Source organism: Sporocytophaga sp., assembly GCF_017745095.1.
Lineage (GTDB): Bacteria > Bacteroidota > Bacteroidia > Cytophagales > Cytophagaceae > Sporocytophaga.
Window position 1 is genome coordinate 1 of the sequence record NZ_JAGHZZ010000027.1, and the last position, 25,525, is coordinate 25,525.

19 protein-coding genes are annotated in these 25,525 nt (G+C 35.6%); 7 read left to right on the forward strand and 12 right to left on the reverse strand.

The features are described from left to right. A partial coding sequence (locus tag J7604_RS23750; protein WP_293901965.1) for an ATP-binding protein occupies positions 1-1,073 on the forward strand: 1,073 nt, incomplete at its 5' end. A 145-nt stretch (positions 1,074-1,218) separates the two neighbouring features. Here the strand turns inward: J7604_RS23750 and J7604_RS23755 are convergent. Continuing rightward, entirely contained in the window at positions 1,219-2,130 is a 912-nt protein-coding gene (locus tag J7604_RS23755) for an AraC family transcriptional regulator (protein WP_293901968.1), read from the reverse strand. A gap of 13 nt (positions 2,131-2,143) precedes the next feature. Beyond that, positions 2,144-3,028 (reverse strand): NmrA family NAD(P)-binding protein, encoded by an 885-nt coding sequence (locus tag J7604_RS23760; protein WP_293901971.1) that lies wholly within the window; start codon positions 3,026-3,028, stop codon positions 2,144-2,146. Positions 3,029-3,506: 478 nt separating this feature from the next. Here J7604_RS23760 and J7604_RS23765 point away from each other — a divergent pair, with 478 nt between their 5' ends. Then, on the forward strand, positions 3,507-5,948 hold the full coding sequence (locus J7604_RS23765; RefSeq protein WP_293901973.1) for a T9SS type A sorting domain-containing protein: 2,442 nt from the start codon (positions 3,507-3,509) through the stop codon (positions 5,946-5,948). 522 nt (positions 5,949-6,470) lie between these two features. On the opposite strand, the gene J7604_RS23770 is transcribed toward J7604_RS23765, so the two are convergent. Then, positions 6,471-7,682: a T9SS type A sorting domain-containing protein gene (locus J7604_RS23770; protein ID WP_293901976.1), complete on the reverse strand. Its 1,212-nt coding sequence runs from the start codon at positions 7,680-7,682 to the stop codon at positions 6,471-6,473. Positions 7,683-8,323: 641 nt separating this feature from the next. Between J7604_RS23770 and J7604_RS23775 the strand changes: the two genes are divergently transcribed. Next, positions 8,324-8,875, forward strand: a complete 552-nt coding sequence (locus J7604_RS23775) for a hypothetical protein (protein ID WP_293901978.1) — start codon at positions 8,324-8,326, stop codon at positions 8,873-8,875. A 1,171-nt stretch (positions 8,876-10,046) separates the two neighbouring features. Here J7604_RS23775 and J7604_RS23780 read toward each other — a convergent pair. Then, positions 10,047-10,289 carry a DUF6756 family protein gene (locus tag J7604_RS23780; protein WP_293901981.1) on the reverse strand — a complete coding sequence of 81 codons (243 nt, stop codon included), beginning with the start codon at positions 10,287-10,289 and terminating at the stop codon, positions 10,047-10,049. A 787-nt stretch (positions 10,290-11,076) separates the two neighbouring features. Between J7604_RS23780 and J7604_RS23785 the strand changes: the two genes are divergently transcribed. The 4 genes from J7604_RS23785 to J7604_RS23800 all read left to right on the forward strand — a co-directional run bounded on the left by J7604_RS23785 (position 11,077) and on the right by J7604_RS23800 (position 12,378). After that, positions 11,077-11,241, forward strand: a complete 165-nt coding sequence (locus J7604_RS23785; RefSeq protein WP_293901984.1) for a hypothetical protein — start codon at positions 11,077-11,079, stop codon at positions 11,239-11,241. After that, the gene (locus J7604_RS23790) at positions 11,228-11,407 is read left to right on the forward strand and encodes a hypothetical protein (RefSeq protein ID WP_293901987.1); all 180 of its coding nucleotides are present in this window, start codon (positions 11,228-11,230) and stop codon (positions 11,405-11,407) included. Before J7604_RS23785 ends, J7604_RS23790 begins: the two co-directional genes overlap by 14 nt. Before the next feature lie 555 nt (positions 11,408-11,962). Next, a complete protein-coding gene (locus J7604_RS23795; RefSeq protein WP_293901990.1) occupies positions 11,963-12,166 on the forward strand; it encodes a hypothetical protein in 204 nt (67 codons plus the stop codon). 2 nt (positions 12,167-12,168) lie between these two features. Further along, positions 12,169-12,378, forward strand: a complete 210-nt coding sequence (locus J7604_RS23800) for a hypothetical protein (protein WP_293901993.1) — start codon at positions 12,169-12,171, stop codon at positions 12,376-12,378. A 663-nt stretch (positions 12,379-13,041) separates the two neighbouring features. Here J7604_RS23800 and J7604_RS23805 read toward each other — a convergent pair. The 8 genes from J7604_RS23805 to J7604_RS23840 all read right to left on the reverse strand — a co-directional run bounded on the left by J7604_RS23805 (position 13,042) and on the right by J7604_RS23840 (position 25,260). Next, the gene (locus J7604_RS23805) at positions 13,042-13,251 is read right to left on the reverse strand and encodes a hypothetical protein (protein ID WP_293901996.1); all 210 of its coding nucleotides are present in this window, start codon (positions 13,249-13,251) and stop codon (positions 13,042-13,044) included. 79 nt (positions 13,252-13,330) lie between these two features. Next, complete coding sequence (locus J7604_RS23810) at positions 13,331-14,344, reverse strand: LLM class flavin-dependent oxidoreductase (RefSeq protein ID WP_293901999.1); 1,014 nt, start codon at positions 14,342-14,344, stop codon at positions 13,331-13,333. 184 nt (positions 14,345-14,528) lie between these two features. Beyond that, positions 14,529-15,941 (reverse strand): efflux transporter outer membrane subunit, encoded by a 1,413-nt coding sequence (locus J7604_RS23815; protein ID WP_293902002.1) that lies wholly within the window; start codon positions 15,939-15,941, stop codon positions 14,529-14,531. A 44-nt stretch (positions 15,942-15,985) separates the two neighbouring features. Beyond that, positions 15,986-19,171: an efflux RND transporter permease subunit gene (locus tag J7604_RS23820; protein WP_293902004.1), complete on the reverse strand. Its 3,186-nt coding sequence runs from the start codon at positions 19,169-19,171 to the stop codon at positions 15,986-15,988. Between the two features lie 132 nt (positions 19,172-19,303). After that, positions 19,304-20,449, reverse strand: coding sequence for an efflux RND transporter periplasmic adaptor subunit (locus J7604_RS23825; protein WP_293902006.1), 1,146 nt, complete (start codon positions 20,447-20,449; stop codon positions 19,304-19,306). Between the two features lie 283 nt (positions 20,450-20,732). Continuing rightward, positions 20,733-21,326, reverse strand: a complete 594-nt coding sequence (locus J7604_RS23830; protein ID WP_293902009.1) for a TetR/AcrR family transcriptional regulator — start codon at positions 21,324-21,326, stop codon at positions 20,733-20,735. Between the two features lie 697 nt (positions 21,327-22,023). Next, on the reverse strand, positions 22,024-22,914 hold the full coding sequence (locus J7604_RS23835) for a DUF4249 domain-containing protein (protein ID WP_293902012.1): 891 nt from the start codon (positions 22,912-22,914) through the stop codon (positions 22,024-22,026). Between the two features lie 9 nt (positions 22,915-22,923). Then, positions 22,924-25,260: a TonB-dependent receptor gene (locus J7604_RS23840; protein ID WP_293902015.1), complete on the reverse strand. Its 2,337-nt coding sequence runs from the start codon at positions 25,258-25,260 to the stop codon at positions 22,924-22,926. Between the last annotated feature and the right edge of the window lie 265 nt (positions 25,261-25,525).

Consider the following 25,525-nt stretch of genomic DNA (forward strand, 5'->3'; position numbering starts at 1 on the left):
GCTATGAATTTGATACTAAAAATAAAAGTGCCATCTGGTCTGATCAATTATTCAGGATCTATGGTTATGAACCCAATGAATTTGAACCTAAGGAGGACAATCTTTTTATGGTAGTTCATCCTGAGGATAAAGAGTATATTAAAAAATTATTTACCGAGGCTGCTTTTCATGGAGACGAAATTGAATATCAGTTTAAATTCATTAGGAAAGATTCTTCGCCAGGAATAAGTTATGGAAAAGCAAAGATAATTAGGAATGAAAATAATCAAATAATAAAAATCACAGGATTTGTTCAGGACATTACAGAAAGAGTTAAGATTCTTGAGCAATTAAGAACTCTTAATGCAGAACTTGAAAGTCGTGTGAAGGAGAGAACGAAAGCATTATCAATTAGCATTGATAATTTGAAACAGTTGAATGACTCTCTGGATAAATATGCATATATTATTTCTCATGATCTTAAAGCTCCTCTTACAGTGATAGAAGGATTAGTGCCTTTTATTAAGGAAGATTGCCAAGCCAAACCTATGGATGAGGAAGGAATAAAAATGCTGGACATGGTCGTCGATAAGGTTGAAGATATGAAAAATATCATTGAAGATGTGTTGAAGGCGGCAAAAAATCAAAAGCAGTTCAAAGAACCTATCAACCTGTTACATCTCTGTCAAGATGTTTTAACTACATTAAATCCTCCTTCTCACTTTCATATTCATATTTCATATTCTTTGCCTATCGTTAATTATAACAGAACATCACTTAAACAAATTCTCCAGAATCTTATTGGCAATTCCATCAAATATATGGACAATGAAAATCCGGATATTAAGATAGGATCAATTGAATGGGATAAATACTATCAGATATGTGTCCGTGACAATGGTTCGGGTATTGCGGAAGGTGATTTGACAAAAATATTTGAAGCGTTTGAGGTAGCACATAGTAAGGATGATATAGATAGTCATGGTATTGGACTTTCTATTGTAAAGCAAATAGTAGAATCTAACGGTGGAAGGGTATGGGTTGAAAGCGAATTAGGTAAGGGAAGTAATTTTTATTTTACGATACCAAAATAGGTATTAGATTTTATTAAGCTATTTGTTTCAAGTCATATAGATATTTGGCAAATGTTAGTAAGAACAATTAATCTGTACGCAGAATATTTGTGTTGCAATCTATAATAATCTTATTCTCATTTCAGTCCTCTGACAAGACACTTTGTCAATTAAATGAAGCACGAAATTCCAAAGGAGTTTTACTAGTTTTGCTTTTGAATAGCTTGTTAAAACTTTGAGAATGCTCAAAACCTAATTCATAAGCAATTTGACTGACAGATAGACTTGTAGTTGAAAGTTTTTCTTTTGCTAATTCTATAATTTTGTTGTGGATGTGTTGCTGTGTATTTTGTCCGGTAATTGATTTCAATAAGCTACTTAAATAACTGGGCGATACATTTAAAGATTGCGCAACATATTGAACAGTTGGAATTCCTTTTTCAGGTAAACTTTTTTTAAAATAATCATTCAATAATTTTTCTAATCTCTCTAAAACCTGATGATTGCTTATCCTGCGAGTGATAAACTGTCTTTGATAAAAACGTTCAGAATAATTCAATAAAGTTTCAAGCTGAGAAATGATAATGCTTTGACTGAATTTGTCCAGGTTGGAGTAATACTCCTGTTTTATATTCTGTATAATATTATTTAATATCGTTTCTTCTTTATCCGAAAGAAAAAGCGCCTCGTTAATTGCATAATCAAAGTACTCGTACTTCCCAATAGAACTTGCCAAAGAAGTATTCCAGAGAAAGTCCGGATGAATCAGTAAAAGCCATCCTGTATGCAGGATCTCCGACTGGTTGTTGGGTATAATGCTTAAAACCTGATTGGGTGCCAGAAAAAACAACACACCAGAATCAAAATCATATTGTTGTTGGCCGTATTTTATTTTCGCATTTGTAGTGCGCTTTAGTGAGATAGAATAAAAATCCTGAATGAAATTATTCATGTCAGGATTATATTTAATAAGGCTGTAATCTATAACACTAATAAGAGGATGTTCTGGTTTGGGCAGTCCTCTAAATTCGTGAAATTCGCTGATAGATTTAATGCGTAACGGAGCGTTGTTCTTCATTTTCTAAATTTAATTATTTGCTATTATATATCCGGGCAAATTCCACAGCATAATCTTCCAATTTCACATTCCCCAATGCATGTGTATGCAAATCATAATCTTCCCTAAGTTTTCCTGTATGGATAGCTTTTCCCAATTCTATTAATTTATTAGCCGATTCTTCTGTCATTCCATGGCTTTTCAGTGCACTTAAAACATCTTCCTCAGGTAATATTAACCATTTCAAATCAGGAATGCCGATTGCTTTTCCTATAACAGATGCGACTTCACTGCAAGTTCTCTCATCACTGGATACATAACGTATCTTTTCAATATTTTTAGTTTTTACTAATTCCTCTGCCAATGCCATAGCAATATCTTGCGGGGAAACCATTGTCAATCTGGCTTCTCCACCATAAACCGAACCGATGAATCCAGCTGATTTGATCATGTCCACAAAGGCAAGTAAGTTGTAGTAAAAAAATGTGGGGCGAAGATGTGTCAAAATAATATTCGGAACGGCATTCAAAATTTGTTCCACATGATATGCACCTTCAATAAATCCAGTACCTGAAGGAAGATGAGCTCCATAACTACTGAGCACTACAACTCTTTTAACGCCAGACTTAAGGATTGCCTGTTGGTATGCTTTACCAATGCTTTTATAATATCCAATTTGATTTGGATGGGTATAATTAGGCGGAATCATGCAATATACAGCATCTACACCTGTAAATGAATGAATTAAAAAGTTAATATCGGTTAATGAACCTATTGCCGCTTTTGCTCCAATATCCTGAATAAGCTTTTGCTTCAGCGGATCACTGCTAATAACTGTTACAGAGTGGCCCTTATTAATTAATTCCTCGGTCAAAGGTTTGCTTATATTTCCTAAAGAGCCTGTGATTACTATATTCATATTTATGTCTTTTGTTTATGCAAATAACATAAACATCACCAAAAGATGTGTAGCCAAATCAGTGTTTGTTGTAGCCAAAATACTAAAAGTGGAAGGTTAGCCTATTTCCGTGTGTTCCTTCCGTGGTCTCGATGAATCGTAAGCTTTGTTTTCTGACAGAAGTCAAAAGTCTTCAGCCAAGGATATTGGAGGGGAACGGATAAATGCATTATATCCGATGTTAAAAAAAGACCAGTTGGAGTATATCAAAAAGAAAAAGATTATTTTTTTTACGGAAAACTAAACAATTTTTATCCTAATTAGTTATGCTTGCCGGTCGGAATAATTAGTGGTTATGACACTTATTTTCAATGGTTGAGGTGGCAAATCTTTTTAAGTGTCCAATCTTTTAATCTGCTTAAGATTAAAATTCTGGCAGTGAATTTTTTCTGAAAAGGGACTAATTAATCAATATTTCAAACTTTTAACCTATAACACTATGAAAAAAAGAAGATGGTGGTGTCAATTGTTATTGACTGGCCTTATTTCATTTGTCTCCGTTTCAACTAAAGCCGATTCAAACGTACCGTGTGGAAGTGGAACCTCTCAGACAACAATCTCCGGAACAAATTGCCAAAATTGTTCAGTATTACAACCGTTACTTGCGGTGGATGATGATACCAACTCATTCTCGACCATTAAGCTGGCTCCGGAAATACATTATGGCTATGTTGCCCAAAGAATCAAGTTCTCGTCGGAAGGGACTAAAAATGATCAGATAAAAATCAAATTGTCATTTTCAGATCCGGTTTACGATCGTAAAATAATTTCAAATATATTCATCTCAACAGTGTTTGGCAATAATATCAACACGGAGAGGGTAAATTTCAGTGACAATGATGTGAAGCTGTTGTGGTCTTCTCTCAAAGATGTCATAGTTATATTTAATCCTGATGAAAATTTTCAAGGTGTTGAAATTTACCTTAAAGCGGAGAATAACAATAAGGTCAGAACAGTAAACCTACATTATGCAACAGTACTCCTTGCTCCACCTGTAGTGCAGAAAGAGCAAGTGACTACATGCAAAGGTCAGCCAGCAGTATTACATGCTATAAAGCCTTTGGGAGCTATTTTTAAATGGTATAGTCAACAAAGCGGAGGTGTGCCTGTCTATATAGGAGCAGACTTTACAACTCCTGCGATCACTTCAGAAACCACTTATTATGTTGAAGCTATACTGAATGGTTGCACAACTGCCCAAAGGACTCCTGTTATTATTAAAATAGCTCCTTTACCTGAAAAACCGATCGTTAGTAATAGTTTAATTTGTAGTGGACAATCTGCAACGCTCGTTGCTTCTGTTTATCAATCTGGTGTTACCCTTAACTGGTTTGATCAGGCTACAGGCGGAAATGTAATTGCAACCGGTTCCTCATTTTCAACTCCTCCTCTTGACACCTCTACAACTTATTATGTAGAAGCTTCATTAAAAAATTGTAATTCCGAAAGAGTACCTGTACAAGTGAACATTCAAAAACGAGTATCGACTGTCTGGTTCAGGGGCGCTCCTCAGACCATCCTTAATATTGCACGTACTCAGGATAACAAATATGCTCTTGCCGAATATTTCTATAGTAGTGATGATGGAAACTCTTATTTCATAAAAAGATTAACAGACCTTGACGGATATGCTTTATCTGATGACCAAACTTTACTTAAAAATGGAATAATTACAAACTATATAGCCCAGAACATTTCGGATAATGGCTACATTTTTGCCGGAACTGGTTATGGTTCACTCAATCTCCTTGTATATAAAATAGATGCATCAGGTAATATATCCTGGTCACTGGATATACCTGCTGATGGCAATCAGAACGGTATTTCCTCTATAATAGAAAACAATGATGGTACATTTCTGCTGGCAGGGTATACATCCAACACTAATGGAATGCAGTTTGATTTCTGGATTCTGAAAGTAGACAACAACGGAAATATTCTTTGGACTAAAACATATGGTGAAGCCAATGAAGAGATATTATTGTCTGCAATTGCTGTTCCGGATGGTGGTTATGCATTGGGTGGTTATGCTTATGGTGACACTTCTCAGCGCGCATGGCTGGTAAGAATAAATGATTCAGGAGATATACTATGGGATAAAAAATTTGGTGTATCATACACTGGCGAGATCCAAAGCCTCACCTTAACACCGGAAGGAGGATTCCTTCTTAGTGCACTCCTGGATGAAGATAATGACAATCGGATTATCAAAACGGATGCTTTGGGAAATGTATTATGGGATAAAAACTATGGGGGAAGTGATTATGATTACTCGCCTTTTATCATTCCTGCATATGGTGGCGGCTATATAGCCGGAGGAGCAACGAGATCTAACGACAGGGATATTACAGATGGCAATAATGGAGATTTTGATCTATGGATTTATAAAATAGACGAAGCTGGTAATAAAATTTGGGATATTACTCTTGGAGGAAGCAACTATGAACGTTTAAATTCATTATTTAATAATAATGATGGAAGCTATCTTCTGGGGGCATACACATATTCTTCTACCTCTGGAGATATATTGGGTGGGTATGGTTCATACCTTATAAAAATAGATGAATCCAATAGTAATTGTTCAGCAAGAGAAGCAATGGAAGCCGTAGCAGAAGGAAATACAATAGCATATAAAACAACTGCATTTCCAAATCCATTTAACTCTTATATTAATCTGGATATTAGTGCTAATGAAGCTGGAAATTTACACGTGCAACTCTATTCTATTGAAGGAACACTGTTAAAGGATATTCAACAATATGTAAGTTCGGGACAAGAAACTGTTTCTTTAAAAACAGATGGAATACCTGCCGGAACATACATAGTAAAGATGATGCTCAATAACCAGGTTGTTACTGAAAAACTAATCAAAAATAATTAACCTGATAGCTTACTACCAGTCTGTATATATTAGACTGGTAGTTTTTTTTATTCCAAGGGATTTCCCAGCCGATAACAGCATCGGACGGAATTTTTCAATCACTACTTAACCAAAATATTCTCTGTAATCTGTGATAAAAGAATATCTTTTATCACCTTCCAAATAAAATAAATGAAATTAAAGAAAATGACTCGGTATTATTTAATGCAGCGCTTTGGGAAAGATTCCGTCCGGTACCGACACCATAGCCGTCAACTTAGTGATGAGACAAGTAAAAAAATAGTTTTCCCTGCTATATAAAAGAGAAGTAATAATGGAAAAATAGAGCAACAGTTTGAGCAACAGCAACAAAATATTTCAGAAATAGTCTTGCTGTTGCTCAAACTGTTGCTAATTTACTTTAATTAAGAATTATGTAATTCTAAACTTGCTTAAGTTGACGGCTATCCCTAAACTTAACAACAGGCTGTTCTTTATGCAAGAACAGCCTGTATGTAGTAAAGCTAATCTGAAGTAAAAGTATTATCTCACTATAAATACTTTTCTTGTGACTGATGCTTCTCCTATATTCATTTTCACCAGATAGCCTCCGGCAGGAAAACCAGAAAGGTTAAGCATGATTTCATTTTGTCCTGAAGACAGAGAATAAGTATTTTTTTCTATCGAATAGGCTTTACCTGCAAAATCAACTACTTCAAGAGCAATAGATGCGGCATTCGAAACATTGTCAATAGATAGGTTAAAGAGTCCATCTGCTGAATGAGATGGGATTGTTTTGATAACTTCTGATGAATAGATGTCTTCAATGTCACCGCTTCTTACTTCAAGAGCTTCCTCTTCTTCCACAGCGGCAACTCTTTCGGTTACACCGATTCCAATTACATCATTACATACATCGTTAGGATTACCAGATATGGAAACCTCATCTAATCTCCATCCGGAAGCATATCCTGAACTGTTGTAATAAGGAGTATTTATAAAGTCACTATATGCATAATTGGCAACAATAACTTCAGTCGCAGCTCCTGGTCTGAATATGACAGAATACTTTAATTGACCATTAATAAAATAGGTGTCAAATGAATGAACATGCCATCCATTATTATGCATCTGATTAAATTTGGTTACAAAATCAGCTTGGGTATAGTTGACAATAAAAGACTCAGCAGAAGTACTTTGTTCAAAAACAGCTGTGTATCTTAATTGATTGTTTACTAAAAAGGAATTAAGCGTTTTTAATCTCCATCCGCTTCCTTTTACTTCATTGTATTTATTGATAAGATCTGTCTGAGACCATCCATAAATAGCAAACTCCTGTGCATATGTTTGTCTGAATGAAACAGTATAACGGAGTGTGTTATTGTTATCAGCATAAGAAGCGATAGTATTAATTCTCCATCCTTGAGCAAATTTAGGGTTATAATAATTGATGAAAGTATTCCAGTCAGCACCGTAAATCTGATACTCACCTACATTAGCTTTGCGCCATACAGCTGAATATACAGTGGATCTGGCAATCTGACTTACATTCAGATCGTGCAAGCGCCATCCATCAGCCCACAGCGCATCATATTTTGCGCGATAGGTCGAATAGGAGACATTTAAAAGTCTTACCTCTGCAACGTTTGGTTTAGTAAAAAGTCCTGACGTCTGATAAGGGAAAATACATTGTGCATACATGTTTTGTACTGCTAATACTCCCATTAGCAAGCACAAGAAGATGATTTTCTTCATTGGTTTTTTAGTTGGTAAAAATGTTGAAAGATTGTAAAATATATTCATACACTTTGATTTGATACGGTTGAAAATTAAAAAGATGTATGAATGACTTAAAAGTAATAAATGGTTTATATATATTAAATAATCTGCTTTTTGTTGCGGGTTAAAATAAGGGGTAAAGGGGCTGTATTAGCTTGAAATTCAAGGGATGTTTAAACATTCAATTTCATTAAGTAACAACTATCAGTTCTTGGCTACCTTGAGGAAGATGAGATTTGATTGTGCTTTCAATATGCAAGGTCCTTTGAAGAGCTTATGAATATTGGGTGTTTCATGTGTTAGTCATTTAGAGAACATGTGAGCTGTGTTTTTCAGAATATGCAAATATTAATGTCATGAACTTCAAAAAGAGGGTTTACAATTCATCCTGTTTTTTTAACACTTCAGTCAGATTGTGCTAATTATAAAATGTCTGCACTAGGATTTAGGGGATTATAGGTAGGTCAGGATAAATTGTTTGAACTGTGATGTATGAGATTATAGGATAGACAGGATTATCTTCGATGTTAAAAAAGCTAACTCTATTGAAATTTCTTTAGGTTAAACATTTTTACTTAACTTTACGTCCATTTATATGTAGCAGATCCACTATCATTATGATAAAATTTTTAATTATTCAGGCCGTTGTATTTTCTTTAATTAGCTGCAGTACTGATTATTCCGCAAAGCTCCCTGAAACTAACATCAATATTATAAATCTACAAAGTACTCAAAAGACTAGCATCATTCAGGATACTGTGTATATAAAAAAATGGCTTACAAAAGTTATTACTGATTATGTTAACAGTGATGACTTAAATATTGCTTATGAGAATATGCGGACAGCATTGACTGAGGATTACTATAATTATAAGCATGACGCAATTATTTTAGAATATAGTGAAATGACTGAAAAAGAATTTCATCAGAAATGGAAAGCAAAGTACGATACCAGGTATGTTGGCAATGGCGGTTTTTTTACATCAGTTCAGGACAATGGAACTGTAGAAATCCCCATTTGTACACATTTAAAGTCTTTGGGAGATTCTGCTCAAGTTTTCCAAACAGTGATTCGAGACCTTCGTTGGAAAACTGATTATGTGATGGATATTACGGTGGTCATTAAGAACAATACCCTTCTTATTGATGATGTAAAAGAGTATAAATAAATACGGCACCTGCTCGGTGGCCGGTCCCCTGACTGGCCACAATTTTTCCTCAACTAAAACCTTTCTTTCTGATTTCTTATTAATGAAAAGATGATGAAAAGCTGAAAGGTTATGATGCATGTTTCTATTATGCTGGAGTAAGCGCTGTAGTGATGAAAAAAAAAGATTACAAACGGATTACTTAAGACACTATACTACACTTTGCTAAGCCTTGCAACCAAATCCAATAATGTCTTTTATTTATATTAGTGGTGGGGTACTGACAGTACTGAAAAAGATAGTATGATGTGGGCAATAGTAAAAGGTAAAACTGAAAATGATTTAGCTAAACATCCTTTTAAACAAACATTCGGATTTCGCATTAGCTTTGTAAAATCAGAACCAGGACAATAACACGTACTTCCTTATTATAAATATGTCTCATGGATATTTCCTATTGTAAGAGTTTTACTTCCAAATATCTACAATACAATGAAGCAGGTTGCACAAGCAATGATTTACTATTCAAAGAATGGATATATGCGAAATGTGATTTATGTAAAGGATATTGGTGAGGTTAGTGGGCAATTGTCTTAACTGTAATTTTTGTGATTAAAATGATAGAATGGGATTAAGTAGGTTGTCTGAAAAATTGTCAGTACGGATTCAAAATGGATTTTATGATGTCTGAACTGTGGTTTTTGTGATATAAATTTAGGACTGCATAGGTTCCGAGCGGATTTGAACCGCTGTAGTTTTTTGCTGATTAATGACTGTGACTAAAAAAATGCCTTTTGGGACAAGTATTTATTAATTGCAAAACTTAAAACTAATAAAATATTTGATACAGTAAAAAGCAAAACAACTTCATAAGGTCTGCATTGAAAATGCAGAAAGATCCATGTATCGAAAACTAAGACTAATATGATTAAAAGTATAAAGGTTGTTTTTCGAATGCCTGAGAAGGTCAGCAACATGTTCATGACTGCAACCAGGATGCCGTAAAATATGAAAGTGTAATGTAATGTTAAACCCCAACTCAAATCATTATGTGGAGTATATTGATAGATTTTTTTATGTAAAAGAACAGCAAAATTGTAAAGTAATCCAAATAAAAATATCTGAAATACAGATGTTAAAATTACTAAGAGTATAAATCTTTGTAGCATATTTAGTTACTCATAAACTTAATTTATCCTAGTGGTGTAATAGTTGATTTTGATTTGTAAATGGATACTTCATCGCTATGAGGGGTTCTGTGGAAGTATAAAAACCAATCATATCTTTTGTCAACAAGATAAAAATCATTAGTTGAAATTGATAGCAGGTCTAGGATTGGATTTACTTTGCTATCATAAATATAATGTTTGTCTGATGGATTTTCTCCAAGCACTATGACAATCCAATAATTTCTATCCTTATCTAATTTTTCCAACTGAATAAAGATGGTTAATCTGAATGCTCTTTATTAAGGTTTGGGATTTAATATTACCTGTCCAATAATTTAATTGCTGATCTGAAGCACTTTTAACAATAAACATATCTTCGATTTTCTTTAAGATGGAAGATGCTATCGTAAAAGGGACTTTAAAATCATCCTGTTTGTACCTTTTGCTGAGTCTATCTATTTTTTCTTCCCAGAACATGTACAAATATAGGGATAAATAAGGGCAGGAGAGGGGAGTCGGTAAAGTTAAGTTTTCAAGAAGGTTCTGAAATTGGGTAAATAAAAAGTTAGGTAAATTTTTTAAGCTCCTCTCCTCTTAAAAATCATATTTTTCTCTCCAATTAAGCTTGTCAACTTGTCTGAACTGTGATTTTTGTGATTATAATGATGGACTATGATTAATCTGGTTGGTCGTCCGGAGAATTGGCTGTATGGATTCGAAATGGATTTTGTCGGCGTATACGAGGACGGAAATCTTTCCTTGGAGTCCAGGTTGGGAATTTGGAAAATGGTCATATTTTGCTAAAACTAAGTTGTATAATGGGGGCGTTATGTTAATATAGCTTAGGTTTGGGCGGGAGAAATTTAGTTTTTTTGAGGGTGGATATTTTTTATAGGTTGGGGCGGATGCACTCTTTACGTGCCTTTGGATTGCAGGGCATGGAATGTGTGCAGATGCAATGTGGTTTTTGAATTGATTTATAGTGGTTTATGGCTAGATTTTGTTATCATTGTATTAAAAAGTATATATTAATTCAATATACACAGCAATAATATGGTAGTTACAATTAGGAAATCTTCCAAGAAAGAAGAGATAGAAAAAATCCTGAGTACAATAAACGTCGCAAAACAGTTAGACGTGTCCAAATACTGCGGTAAAATAAAGTTATCAGAAGATCCTTTATTCATTCAAAAGAAATTAAGAGATGAATGGGAATAGTATTTCTCTTGATACAAACATTGTTGCTTATAAAAACAGAGCCTTATATTATCTAAAAAAGAAAGATATAGTGAATGCATGTAATGACCTAAAAGTCGCAAAAGAACTTGGAGGATATCATATAACTAAAGATCTAATAGATAAATATTGTAAGGAAGGAGAATAGGTTTCGAGCGGATTAGATCCGTAATAATTTTGCTAATGAAGAGCTTACATTAAGTGCAAAATATTTAGCAAAGGGCGGGAGAGAGGTAGAGAAATTTAAACTCCTATTTAAGATAAAATCTTATTCTTCTAATAGGAGTTTTAGGTTTTAAATTTTTTAAGCTCCTCTCCTGTTAAAAATCATATTTTTCTTCTTAATACAATTAGCCCCTGTCACTTTTGTCTTGAAACAAAAGTAACCAAAAATTCAAGAAGGATTTTAATACGCACACCTACCCGCTTCATCAATCGCTCAAAGCCTCCCTGGGCCGACACGTTCCTTCGACACCCACCAAATCCTTCATGCAAACGCTTCCAATACGGACTTAAAATTGGTTACGATCCTGAAAATTCTGTCCTGAAGTCTGGTTAGGAAATCCTGAAAACTGCATTACGGAGAATCGTCTGTACAGATTCAAAATGGATTTTGCGGGCATATACGAGGACGGAAATTCCGTCCTGGAGTCCAGGTGGGGAATTTTGAAAATTGTTCGTTCTGAGAATCGCCTGTATGATTTTGAAAAGATTTTTTTCGGCTACACGAGGCTCCAAAATCAGAAATCCGTCTGGATGGGTAAATGATGAAATTTTGATCGGACAGAAAATCCTCTGTACAGATTCAAAATGGATTTTGCAGGCGTATTCGAGGACGGAATTTCTGTCCTGGAGTCCAGGTCGGGAATTTGAGAAGTTGATCGGCTCTGCAGAATCGCCTGTATGATTTTGAAAAAATTTTTTTCGGCTGTACGAGGCTCCAAAATCAGAAATCCGTCTGGATGGGTAAATGATGAAATTTTGATCGGACAGAAAATCCTCTGGACGGATTCAAAATGGATTTTGCTGGCGTATTCGAGGACGGAATTTCTGTCCTGGAGTCCAGGTCGGGAATTTGAGAAGTTGATCGGCTCTGCAGAATTGCCTGTACGGTTTTGAAATGAAATTTTCTGGCTGTACGAGATTCCGAAATCCCGCCGACGAAACTCAGCCTGAGAATCGACTGTGCGGTTTCGAAAAGAATTTTATTTGTAGTAAAAAAACTGATTGAATTTCCAGAAATTAGGTACTAAAAATTTATTTCAGTAATAGAAAGTAAAGGATAAGGCTAATTAATTGGTAGTTCAAGTGTTAGTTTTGTGTGAAATGTATTTATTTAATAGTCAAATATTTAAGTGTATTTAAGTTGTATAATTTATATTATGTTAAATAGATTCTAGAGCAAATAATCCTCATGGATGTTCACCATTAACCTTTTTACATAGATGAATTAATAACTCAATTTTCGGTTTATCCATTTTGCTCCCCTAACTTTTAGCATAACAGTATTAAAAGGTAAAGCAAATCGAACCATTATTAAGCAGCTTACTTAACGGGATAAATTATTGTATCAGTATTTTGAAGAAAAAATTATTGATCTGGATGAATGTATTATAAGTGTCAACTATAAAGTATTGAGGATTCACTGTATCACATTATAATGTGGCTTTATTCTGGTTCTTATAATCCTAATCATAAAGATTTTAAAAAGCCCACTTCCAAGCATTTATATGGTCTCTACTTAAGTGTAATAAAAAAAACTGTTCATTGGTCAGCACTACGCTATCGATTTCCTTTACAAAAAAAGATTTGCAAGCGTGATTTGTACCCTGATTTATGCGGCTTTGGGTATGATAATCCCTCCACCATTCTTTGGCAATTGTTCTCACTTCGGGTAATAGTCTTTTCTGCATACATCTTTTTTAGCTTGGCATTCTCCTCCTCAGTAGCATCACTAATGCCGTTTTCTCTAGCTATTTCGGATACTTTCATTCCATTTTCCTGTTTTTTGAGATGAGTTTGTTGAAACCTTATTTTTAATGGCCTCATTTTGGGGAAGCTTACAATAGCTTTATTTGCCCCCATTTATTTCCATCATTATCTCAGCAAACAACCGGACAGATTTTATTCGGTCATTTAGATCGTACATTGTGGATACAGTTATTAATTCATTCACTCCTGTTTGTTCAAGAAAAGCTTTCACCTGTTTTTTTACGGTTTGTTTACTGCCTACAAATGAGTACTTCAGCATTTGATATACTGTGGGATGTTGAAACAACTCTTTTAAATCGTCGGTCAGTTCTGTTGGTGGCTGTAAAGGATCCTTGGAGCCCGTTAATACACCTACAAACATTCTTATTACGCTGGTGAACAGCTTTTCTGCTTCCTCATCGGTATCTGCTACATAAACATTTACCCCCGCCATAGTATAGGGTTGTTGCAGGGCCCCGGAAGGTTGAAATTCCTGGTTGTAAATCTTTAACGCCTGCAACAAGTGGGTAGACGCAAAATGGCTGGCAAAAGCATAAGGCAATCCCTTTTTTGCCGCTAAATGCGCGCTGTCAGTGCTGGAACCTAATATATATAGTGGCACATCAGCACCCTCGGCAATTGCCGCCCGTACATTTGATGTTCTGTTCTCCAACGAAAAGTAACGCTGAATTTTAGCCACCTCTTCTGGAAATGCTCGTGATGCTTGAAAAAAATCTGCCCTTATGGCTTGTGCAGTTTGCTGATCTGTGCCTGGAGCTCTGCCTAAACCTAAATCGATACGATGCGGATATAAATGCGCCAAGGTTCCAAACTGTTCTGCTATGATCAAGGGAGAATGATTGGGAAGCATGATACCACCCGAACCGACTCTTATAGTAGAAGTGTTTTCGGCTACATAACCTATTAACAAAGAGGTTGCGCTGCTGCCAATATTGTCAGAATTATGATGTTCGGCAAACCATATACGTTTGTAGTTATGTGCTTCCGCTTCTTTGGCTAAGGCCATTGAATTATGTAGAGTTTGTTGTATGGTCTCCCCTTGCGATACAATGGCAAGTTCTAAAATGGAATAGGCTATATTTTGTTTATTCACTATTTTTCTGATTTGAATGTTATTTTCTTAACTTAACTAAGATGCTTAATGCACCAAAGTCTTTCTTGATTTTCCAACCCCTCATTCGAGTTCACGTCTTTGTTTAAGTCAATTTTTATTTTAGATAATCTTTTTTGATAATTACTCTGATCTGTTGGCTTCTACAACCTCCTCTCTGGATTCTTTATTTCCATCCACCGCCTAAAGACCTATACAGATCCATTTTTGCACTTAATTGTTCACGTGATATTGCTGCTAGTTCCAGTTCACTTTGTAATGCATTTCTTTGTGCAGTGATGACTTCCAGATAATTTGCCATACCAGAAGAAAATAATATATTCGCATTGGTTATCGCTTTTTGCAGAGTTTGTACCCGATTCAGTGCAATGCTTTGCTCAGCTTTTGATTTCTCTACTCTTACCAGTGCATTAGACACTTCTCCTACTGCAGATATTACAGATTGACGGAACTGGATAACTGTTTTTTCTCTCTCCACTTTCGCCATTTCGTAAGCTGTTTTAAGTTGCTTTTTTTGAAATACTGGTTGTACAATTCCACCTGCTACTACACCGAATAATGAAGCTGGAATGTTAAACCAATTTGATGCTTTAAAGGAGTTAAGACCTCCGGTAGCAGTAATGCTTAATGAAGGGTACATATTAGCTTTTGAAATCCCTACCTTTGCATTAGCTCTTGTTAACTCATATTCGTAGTTTTTAACATCCGGTCTTCTACTTAGCAATTCAGAAGGAACTCCGGAAGATAAACTGTCTGCAGTGATAATCTTGTTCATATCACTACTTCTTTCAATTCTATCAGGGAGTTCTCCTGCTAAAATACTTAAAGCATTTTCCTGTAGAGTAATATCCCTTTCAATTTGAGGTAGCAATAAAGTACTCGCTAATTGTTGTGCTTCTACCTGCTGTACCGCTAAGGCAGTTACTTGTCCCGCCTCAAACTGAAGGCGAATTATATCTAATGTACTGTCATTTAAAGCAATATTCCTTTTCGCAATAGCTAGTTGAGCATCCAGCATTAGTAAATTAATATATGCTTCCGCAACGTTTGCAACGAGGTTGGTCTGCATCCATTTTCTTGCTTCTTCTGATTGAAGGTAGGTAGCTAATGCTCCTGTTTTTTGTTTTTTAATTTTACCCCATATGTCTGCTTCCCAGGAAAGAGCTGCATTGGCTGAAAAATCTTCGATATGAGTTGTGCCTAAAAAGGCGTTAGCAGAGATACCACTAAGGCTATTTGCAGAAGGGCGATTAGAGTTGCCTGTTATTTGCAAGGCAGCATTGGGAAAATAAGCCCATTTTGTTTGGTTCAGTTGTAACCGTGCACCTTCAATATTTTGCAGTGCTATCTGCATATCGTAATTATTGGCAATAGCATCATTTATCAATTTTTGAAGAGTAGTATCTACAAAAAATGTTTTCCAATTTACATCTGCAATAGTTGCCGTATCTGTTGATGTTGTGTTTCTATAGGTTTCTTGTAGAGAAACTTCCGGAGTTTTAAAATCCTTTGATAATTTACAAGCAGCCAGTACTAAAATCATCACGATAAAAAACAAATTGTTTATATTCTTAGTCATTTTAATCTTTTTAATCAATTTTAGAATTGCTTGATGAATAAATGTTAGTTGGTTGCAAACTCAGCATGATGAAGCTCTGCATCAACATTTACTTTTGGTTTACCCGTAATTTTTTCCTGGAAATTTTGAAATATGACAAAGAGAACAGGGATAATAAAAATACCAAATACAACCCCGGTTAACATGCCACCTATTGCACCTATGCTAATAGAATGATTACCTTGAGCTGAGGGCCCTGTGGCAACAGTCATTGGCATCAATCCAAATATAAATGCCAGGGAAGTCATAATTATAGGACGTAATCGTAGTTTGGCAGCCTTTATTGCGGATTGGATAAGACCCATCCCTTCCTTGCGCAGCCGAACAGCAAATTCGACAATCAGGATTGCGTTTTTCGCCAGTAATCCGATAAGCATTATCAAGGCAACTTGCACATAAATGTTGTTCTCTATACCTGACAAGCCTAATGCTGCAAATACACCGAAAATCCCCGTTGGAATAGAGAATATAATTGCAAAAGGCAACAAATAACTTTCATATTGTGCAGCCAGCAGTAAGTATACAAAGACGAGGGAAAGTATAAAGATGATTGTTGCTTGTCCGCCTGAGGAAATTTCTTCACGAGTCTGTCCCGAGAATTGGTAAGCATAACCAGAAGGTAATTCTTTCTTTGCTGTTTCCTGAATAGCCTTGATTGCATCTCCTGTACTAAAGCCCGACTTTGGAATTGCATTTACCTGGATAGAGTTAAACAGATTGTATCGAGAAACTGTTTCTGAACCATATACCCTGTTTAAGGTGACCAGGGTATTAACAGGCACCATCTCTCCGAATTTGTTTTTTACATAGACACGATCAATTGACGCCGGATCATTTCTATCATTAATGTCTGCTTGTACTACTACCCTGTAATATTTACCAAAGCGATTAAAATCCGATGCTTGTGCGCTACCGAAATAGGCCTGCATAGTTTGTAGAATGTCTCTAACGTTTACACCAAGTTGGGTGGCTTTTTCATCATTAATTTCAAGTTGCCATTGTGGATAATCTGCTTTGAATGATGTAAAGACAAAGTCTAGTTCTTCTCTTTCTCTTAACTTATTAATAAAATTGTTTGCAACACCGCTGAATTTATCCAGCTTTCCGCCAGTCTTATCCTGCAATACCAAGTCTAAGGCCTCAACATTGCTAAATCCAGGAACAGTGGGAAAACTGAATACAAAGAATGAACCTCCTTTAATTTCCACCAATTGCTTATTTATAATATTCTGGATCGAATTTATGTCCTTATCCTTGCCTCTTTCTTCATTAGGTTTCAGGAGCACAAAAATGACAGCAGCGGAAGGACTAGTGGAATTGGTCATAATGTTGAGTCCGGAAACTGAATTAACAAAGCTTGTTGATGGAAGCGCACTAACTTTAGCTTCTGCCTGATTCAAAATTTTAGTTGTTTCTGCAAGTGAAGTTCCGGAAGGAGTTGAAACTGCAATAGCAATAAATCCCTGGTCTTCTGTTGGTATAAATCCAGACCTGGTGTTATTTACCAGGATAATGGTAACCAGAGTAATAACAGCCAGTCCGCCCATACTAATCCATTTATTTCGTATGAGAAACTTTAAACTACCTACATACCGGTTTGTTAAAGTATTAAAACTGCTGTTGAAACCGTCGAAGAACTTTTGTTTGAAACTTCTTTTCTGAACAATCTTTCCAGTTGAAGACTCTGCATGATTATCTTTTAACAATAGCGCAGCCAGTGCCGGACTTAATGTTAAAGCATTAACTGCTGATATTAAAATTGCTATTGATAAAGTAAATGCAAATTGTCTGTAAAAAATACCTGTAGAGCCATTCATAAAGCCTACCGGAAGAAAAACTGCAGCCATTATCAGTGTAATAGAAATAATAGCCCCTGTTATTTCACTCATAGCTTTGGTTGTAGCTGATTTCGCACTCATATGATTAGATTGCATTTTGGAGTGTACAGCCTCTACCACCACTATAGCATCATCTACAACTATACCTATAGCCAGTACTAATGCAAACATGGTAAGAAGGTTAATAGAGAAGCCAAATAAGCTCATAAAGAAAAAGGTACCAATAATTGCAACCGGAACAGCTATTGCAGGAATAAGCGTTGACCTGAAATCCTGAAGAAAAATAAACACAACAATAAATACCAGGATAAAGGCTTCTATCAGGGTATTAACGACTTGACTTATAGATTGGTCAAGAGCGGTTTTTGTCCGGTAAAATTGATTGTATTTGATACCTTCTGGAAATTCTTTAGATGCTTTTTCCATCAGTTCGTCAACAGCTATTTGAACCTCGTTTGCGTTAGAACCCGCCAGTTGAATAAGACCTATGGCAATGCCGTCTTTACCGTTATTGTGGGTTACACTTGTATAGGAATAAGCACCAAGTTCCACACGTGCAACATCCTTCAGGCGTAAAACAGAACCATCTGCATTTGCACGAATTGCAATCTTTTCATATTCCTCTGGCTTTGTCAGTTTGCCTTTATATTTTATTACATATTCAAATACTTCCTCGCTCCGCTCGCCTAATTTACCTGGTGCTGCTTCCAGATTTTTATCTTGTATCGCAGCCATCACTTCGGCAGGTGTAATTTTATAGATTGCCATTTGACTTGTGTTGAGCCAAACCCGCATGGAATAATCTTTCACCCCGCCGAAAATGCTTGCAGAACCTACACCAGGTATACGTTTTAACTCAGGTATAATATTGATTTGTGCATAATTGGCAACAAATGTCTGGTCATATTTTTTCGGATCTTCAGTATACAATCCAATGGCACCGATAAAACTATTTTGTTGTTTAACCGCTGTAATGCCCTGTTGCACCACTTCTGCCGGTAGCTGGCTGGTGGCCTGCGTTACCCGGTTTTGCACATTCACTGCAGCTTGATCTGGGTTGGTTCCTTGCTTAAAAAAAACTGTAATTGCAAGTGAACCATCATTGCTGGCCGTTGAACTCATGTAACTCATGTTTTCCACACCATTTATACTTTCTTCAAGTGATGGTGCTACAGATCTCAGGACTGTTTCAGCATTAGCACCAGGGTAAATTGCTGTTACCAATACAGCAGGAGGTGCAATATCCGGAAATTGTTGTAAGGGTAATCTTAACAGACTTATTACCCCCAGTATTACAAGCAAGATTGAAATGACTGTTGCTAAAACAGGTCTTTCGATAAATTTTTTAAACATTGTGATTTAGTTAGGATACTTTGAATCGGAATGAAAGATGTTATGGCATAGGGTGAAACACACCTTTACTGACTCTCTGACAAGAGAGCATTGTTAATTAAATATCATTTAGAACTCTCCCCTCTTCCTTGCCTACTCAGTTGAATGACCGATTGAAATTTGATCAATGTCCTTTACTGCTACCGGTTTTATTATAATACCTTCTGCCAGGTGATCTAAACCTGTGAATACAATTTTATCCCCTGGTTTTACACCGTCTTTAACTATGTAATTAGAGCCACTTTTACCAATTACACTTATAGGTTGTTTGGTTACTTTATTACTGTCTCCAACTGAAAAGACAAATATTTTATCCTGTACATCAAGGGTGGCTGATTGTGGTACCAGGATAGCGTCTTTATGGTGTCGTGGCATTCTTACTTTACCAGTATTTCCGGAACGTAAAAGACCTTGCGAATTGGGAAAGGTAGCACGTACTGTGATCGACCCAGTATTTTTATCAAATTGACCGTCGACCATTGTAATTCTTCCTTGGTAAGTGTAAACTGTATTGTCTGCCAAGACCAAAGAGACTGGGGGGATATTTCTCAATTTATCTGTAAGTGTATTTCCTTGATATTGAGAATTAAAATTGATGAAATCTTTTTCTCCAAGTGAGAAGTAGGCATAGATCTCATGTACGTCTGAAACTTCAGTAAGAGGTTGTAGATCTGATGGTGAAACAAGGCTACCTTTCTTTTTTGGAATTCTCCCTATATATCCACTTACCGGTGCTTTAATGGTTGTATATTCAAGCCTGATTTTGGCAGAAGCAAGATTTGCACGGGCTTGTGTTGCGTTTGCTTCCGCAATTTGATATGCTCCTTTTGCGGCTTTCAATTGGTATTCAGCAACAACTTTATTTTGTACTAAAGGAGTTAACTTGTCTATTTCAAGTTGAGCATTTGTAATGGCTGCTAATGCTGCCTGTAGTTGAGCTGAAGCGCTATTCAATTGTTCACGGAAAGGCTCGTCATTTATTTTAAATAAAGTTTGTCCTGCTTGTACTGATGAACCTTCATCTACATAAACCTTTTCAAGGAACCCCTCGACTTGCGGCCTGATTTCAACATCTGATTTTCCTTGGATGGAGGCAGTGTAATCATTCTCTATTGTAGCTGAAGCGCCATTTATAGTAATTACTTCTACTGGTTGTGGAGCATCTACAGAGTCCGTCTGCTTTTCTGAACAACTGCTCAATAAAAGAATGATAATATTGAGGGCAATGATACTTTTCATAACTATATTAAATTTTCTAACAATGTTAAGTTGATGGTTTAAAAAAAACGGTATTTGACCGCTAATAATGGATATAAAAGAATACTAACCAGTAATTGTCTAATTACTTCTTCTGATTGTGAAAGAAGTGGTCTGCTTTTCAGAACAACCACGAAATAAAAGAATCATATTAAGCGAAATTATATTTTTCATAACTATATTAAATTTTCTAACAGTGTTAAGTAAGTGGTCTAAAAAAAACGGTTTTTGACCGTCATAATGTAAATGCAATGATGAAACAATACTACCCAGTGATAGATTTTGTAATACCTTGAATTGCATCCTTTAACACAAGCTTGTTGATCTCATCAGATTTTCCTTTATTAACCAGATTAATGGAAATTAATCCGTGAACAACTGACCAATAGGTATAATACCTTCTGCATACCTCCGTTTCAATCACATTTTCTCTGCCCATTAAGTCCCTGATGACCTCCCCTACCAGATTCGCTGGTGCTTCTGATTCCGGTGTTTTTGCAGAACAACAATTCATTGATACACCAAACATTAATTGGTATAGTTCCTTTTCTTTGAAAGCGAAATTCCAGTACCCCATCCACATGGACTCCAGTTGGTCACCCGGATTTTTAAATTCGTCTTTCGCTTGCTCCATCTGCTTCAATAAATTTTGAAAACCCTTCTTTTGAAGCTCTGCTAATATTGCTTCTTTATTAGAAAAATATTCATAAATAACCGGTGCTGTGTATTCAATTGCATCGGCTATTTTACGCATATTAAGTGCTTGCCATCCCTCTTCTGTAACAATCTTGTAAGCTGCATCCAAAATCTTTGTTCTGGTTTCTTCTTTTAATCGGTGTATTCTTTCTTTACTTCCCATAATAAGAGCTTACGTTGTTAAAGTATCTAACACTGTTAAGTAAAATTAGTTCATTTGAATTAATAAAAAAAGGAAAAGATGAAATATTGGTTAAAACTATGGAAATCATTACTTAAAAAAGGGTAACTTGTACTTTGTCAGTTAAGTAGATTTAAGAATGCAGTATGAATGGCCTAATTTGATGTATATATAGCTTTACAGCCCTTATCCACTTGCTTTCTACCTGCCGACCAGTTTTACAGTTCTAAATCATGTCAAACCTTTCTTTTGTTAAAGGTGAAATTATTAGGGAGGCAATTGCTTATGAAGTGGATGAAATCATTGATTTACTAATTCATTTTAACTCATTTGAAATTTAAGTTTCCGGAAGATTATCAGACATTTAAGAGTTGAAATATCTTACTTCTCAGCAAATTTTGCTTCTTTGATCAAATAAAACCTGATGCAAAAAATGAATCAATGGTCAATACTTCTGGATCGAAGAATGGAGTTTACATTTGTAAACTATTTAAAGATAGTAAAGATATACAAGAGCTTAAGGTAATAAAACAATAAAAAGCTTGAGTTTAATATTGTAAATAACTGAAAAAAAGAAAGGGTTTTCACATTTGTGAAAATCCTTTCTAAAATGGATGTCGATTTGATATCAAAAGGAGTTTATCTCCGTTTTAATTTTTTAAAACTTATAATTTTTGAATTATTTTAAATCTGTTTTTATCGTATACTTCTGGTAAGAGGCAAATACCCCTAGTCCTCCTTTTATATTGGTATAGATATTCTGAGGTTCAGAGAATGGATCATCTTGATAATTTGAATCGTAGCTTCTATAAAATTCATAGTAATTTCTGTCAGTATTCAGAAGACTGAGGCGAATATCATTGAATCGTTTAGATTGCAATGGTGTATCCGCTTTGAAAGGTCCGAATTTGCCATTTGCATAACCGATATCTTTAATCACAATATTTTTAGTATCAAAATTCAGATCATAGTGGTAATTATACATTGGATAATTGTAATAGGTTGAGTCATATAAAACCACTATCTCCCCATAGATTCTATAGTAATTGTTATGTTGTTGTATATCATCCCACCATACCGAAACCTGGATGCTTTTACCTGAATATCCATAATTGTTGGATGTTACCTCTACAGTATCTATTTTGTATGTAAGGCTTGAATTGATGTTTTCCGGAACAGTTGTTTCTGCTTCAGCATAAAGGCCTGCTGGAGTTGAAACTGTGAGATGGTAAGTTGTTCCGGGAACTATGGTAAATTGAGAAGCGGGAACTGTATAGGAAGATGATCTTTCGTCATAAAGCAGGGAAACAGAAACACCATTGCCGGATAACAACACTGATGCATCTTTCACAGGCGGATTTAAATTATACCACTGATCGTTCTTCTTATAAATCGGAACTGATTTACCCACAATTATTTTAATTAAAGTGTCTTGAGGTGAAATGTATCCACCAATAACAAGTTTAGGTTCTATTTTGGGCATATCTTTTTCGTCTAAAGTCCTGATACAGCCGGACAGAAAGGAAGAAGCAAATAGAATAAAAATGATATGAAGAAATATACGTGACATATTCAGGTATTAAAATTTAAAGTTATAGGTTATTGAAGGAATGATTGGAAAAAGAGATACTTGTTTAATGACATTCATTCCATTTTCAGTACTCATAAAATAGAAATATGGATTTCTTCTTGAATAAGCATTATATATGCTCAAATCCCAGGTTCTCTCACGACCTGAAGGAAACTTCTTGATAAATTTAATGCCTACATCAAGCCGGTGGTATGCTCTCATTCTGTATTCATTTTTCGCTCCATAATCTATGAGGCTCCTTCCGCTAGTACTACCATTGCTTCCTGGATTATGCTCTATACCTCCATATTCAGCATTGGGAATAGTGATGGCATTACCCGTTCCGTAAACCCAAGTTGCTGAAAGATGCACCTTGTCAGAAAGTTTGTACATTCCAACCAAAGAAATATCATGCCTTCTGTCGTAACGAGCATAGAATTTCTTTCCATAATTCACGGAATCAAATTGTAATTGTGTCCATGATAATGTATATCCAATCCAACCTGAAAATTTTCCTGCTCTTTTATGAAGCAAAAATTCTAATCCATACGACCATCCCTGACCCTGGGTAAGATTTTTCTTCCAGCTGCTTTCATTCTTCTCTACCACATCTTCAGATAATAAGAATGTAGCGCCTTCTTTAAATCCTACACTTCTGTTGGTTTTCTTATAATACCCTTCAATACTGGCCACCATATTTTTTCCGGGAATATCCTTTGCTAATCCCAAAGCTATTTGCCTTGACTGTGCAGGTTTTATATTATCAGTTGTCGGCACCCACAGATCTAAAGGTAAACCAACGCCTCCGCTTGTCACTTGATGGATATACTGGTTCATTATTGCAAATCCCCCTTTAATTGCAAGGTTGTCTGTTACCTTATATCCAGCACTTATTCTGGGTTCCGGAAATACATAACTTTTGTTTGCTGTAAAATAGCTGGACAACCGAACTCCGGCATTGATTGTAAGCCTTGGTACAGGCTTGAAGATATCCTGAAGGTAAACTGATGTTTCTACAGCATGTATCTTATTGTCAACTTTCACATCATTAAAACCTGTTTCGCGGTATGTTACAGCTTCCGGTTTAAAAGTATGAAGTGTAGAGATTACTCCAATTTTCAGGGAATGACTGGAAGATGCGGAAATATTGAATTCATGTTTTACGGAGATGTCTTTTACATTAGATATATAGCGCAGCTTATAGTTATCTGTTTGGTATTTCTCATCTATATTAATATCAAAAACATAATTACTATAAATAAGTGATGTCTGGGAATTTATCTTTTCATTATAAATATGTTCCCATGCAAGGGTACTTGCAGCATTACCCCATCTTAACCATGCTCGGGAATCGCTTTCTCCATCCTTAAACCTTGCCCAGAATTTATCCCTGCCAAAATACCCACTAAGATATATTCTGTTTTTAGGATTAATGTCAAAATTGAATTTCCAGTTGAGGTCATAAAAGAAATAACCACCTTTGTTATCAGATGGAAGTAATGGATACATCAGAGCATCCAGGTAAGTTCGACGGCCAGAAACTATAAAAGAAGATTTCCCTTTTTTAATCGGACCTTCAACTGTAAGACGAGAGGCGATCAGGCCGACGCCTCCTTCTGCATGTATTTTTTCACTGTTGCCATTTCTTATTTCCATATCAACCACTGAAGAAAGTCTTCCTCCATATTTTGCTGGAAATCCGCCTTTGGTAAGTTCTATACTTTTGAGCGCATCGCCATTAAACGAAGAGAAAAATCCGAAGAGATGATATGGATTGTATACTGTAGCATTGTCGAGCAGGAAGAGATTTTCGCCCGGACCTCCTCCTCTTACATACAAACCAGCAGTACCCTCACTCCCTTTTTGAACCCCTGGCATTAACTGGATGGTTTTCAAAACATCCTTCTCTCCCATTAGAGTTGGCACATCCTTAATCTGATCTATCGGTATTTCGATGTTACTTATGTCTGCCCCATCACTTACTGATTTAAACCTCTTCCCTTCTACAATTACTTCCTTTATTTCTGTAGCTTCTTCGGAGAGCGGTATATCAAGATGCAGGTCTGCTTTTAAGGCTATCACTTTTTTAACAGTATTGTAACCGACAAATGAAAAGGTAATTTCCGCAGAATCAGAAGGTGGAACAGAAAGATTGTAATAGCCTTTACTATCAGTGATTGTACCTTTCTCACCTGGTGATATCTGTATTATAACACCCGGAAGGCCTGCTTTGGTCTTTGTATCCTTCACATAGCCACTTATATTATATTGTATATCTTGTGCTGCGACGTTCGAATACATTAATGAAATGAATAAAAAGAGAAACAGATAATTTAAAAGTTTCATTATAAAAGTTGTTAAAAATTATTTTTTCGAAATTATTTAAAAACAGCATTTCAACGAGCTATAATTTGAATTATTTCTTTTTATCTGAAAAAATAAATTGAATTATATTATATAAATTAAATTATGCTCCGTCAATCAATTTTCATTAATCCATTTCTTGATCGATTAAACCTTTGAAATTTGAATGATATCAGAATAGAAATATGATGTCCCTTTTGACAAGTTAAAGAGGCATCTCCAATGATAATGTAACTTTTGATACCAA

What these genes read in the sequence shown, in the direction of transcription:
- J7604_RS23790 (WP_293901987.1), top strand. Translation starts at nt 11,228, where the DNA reads ATGAATGGGAATAGTATTTCTCTTGATACAAACATTGTTGCTTATAAA.
- J7604_RS23755 (WP_293901968.1), bottom strand. Translation starts at nt 2,130, where the DNA reads ATGAAGAACAACGCTCCGTTACGCATTAAATCTATCAGCGAATTTCAC.
- J7604_RS23835 (WP_293902012.1), bottom strand. Translation starts at nt 22,914, where the DNA reads ATGTCACGTATATTTCTTCATATCATTTTTATTCTATTTGCTTCTTCC.
- J7604_RS23815 (WP_293902002.1), bottom strand. Translation starts at nt 15,941, where the DNA reads ATGACTAAGAATATAAACAATTTGTTTTTTATCGTGATGATTTTAGTA.
- J7604_RS23785 (WP_293901984.1), top strand. Translation starts at nt 11,077, where the DNA reads ATGGTAGTTACAATTAGGAAATCTTCCAAGAAAGAAGAGATAGAAAAA.
- J7604_RS23805 (WP_293901996.1), bottom strand. Translation starts at nt 13,251, where the DNA reads ATGAAAGTATCCGAAATAGCTAGAGAAAACGGCATTAGTGATGCTACT.
- J7604_RS23760 (WP_293901971.1), bottom strand. Translation starts at nt 3,028, where the DNA reads ATGAATATAGTAATCACAGGCTCTTTAGGAAATATAAGCAAACCTTTG.
- J7604_RS23830 (WP_293902009.1), bottom strand. Translation starts at nt 21,326, where the DNA reads ATGGGAAGTAAAGAAAGAATACACCGATTAAAAGAAGAAACCAGAACA.
- J7604_RS23840 (WP_293902015.1), bottom strand. Translation starts at nt 25,260, where the DNA reads ATGAAACTTTTAAATTATCTGTTTCTCTTTTTATTCATTTCATTAATG.
- J7604_RS23770 (WP_293901976.1), bottom strand. Translation starts at nt 7,682, where the DNA reads ATGAAGAAAATCATCTTCTTGTGCTTGCTAATGGGAGTATTAGCAGTA.
- J7604_RS23820 (WP_293902004.1), bottom strand. Translation starts at nt 19,171, where the DNA reads ATGTTTAAAAAATTTATCGAAAGACCTGTTTTAGCAACAGTCATTTCA.
- J7604_RS23775 (WP_293901978.1), top strand. Translation starts at nt 8,324, where the DNA reads ATGATAAAATTTTTAATTATTCAGGCCGTTGTATTTTCTTTAATTAGC.
- J7604_RS23825 (WP_293902006.1), bottom strand. Translation starts at nt 20,449, where the DNA reads ATGAAAAGTATCATTGCCCTCAATATTATCATTCTTTTATTGAGCAGT.
- J7604_RS23765 (WP_293901973.1), top strand. Translation starts at nt 3,507, where the DNA reads ATGAAAAAAAGAAGATGGTGGTGTCAATTGTTATTGACTGGCCTTATT.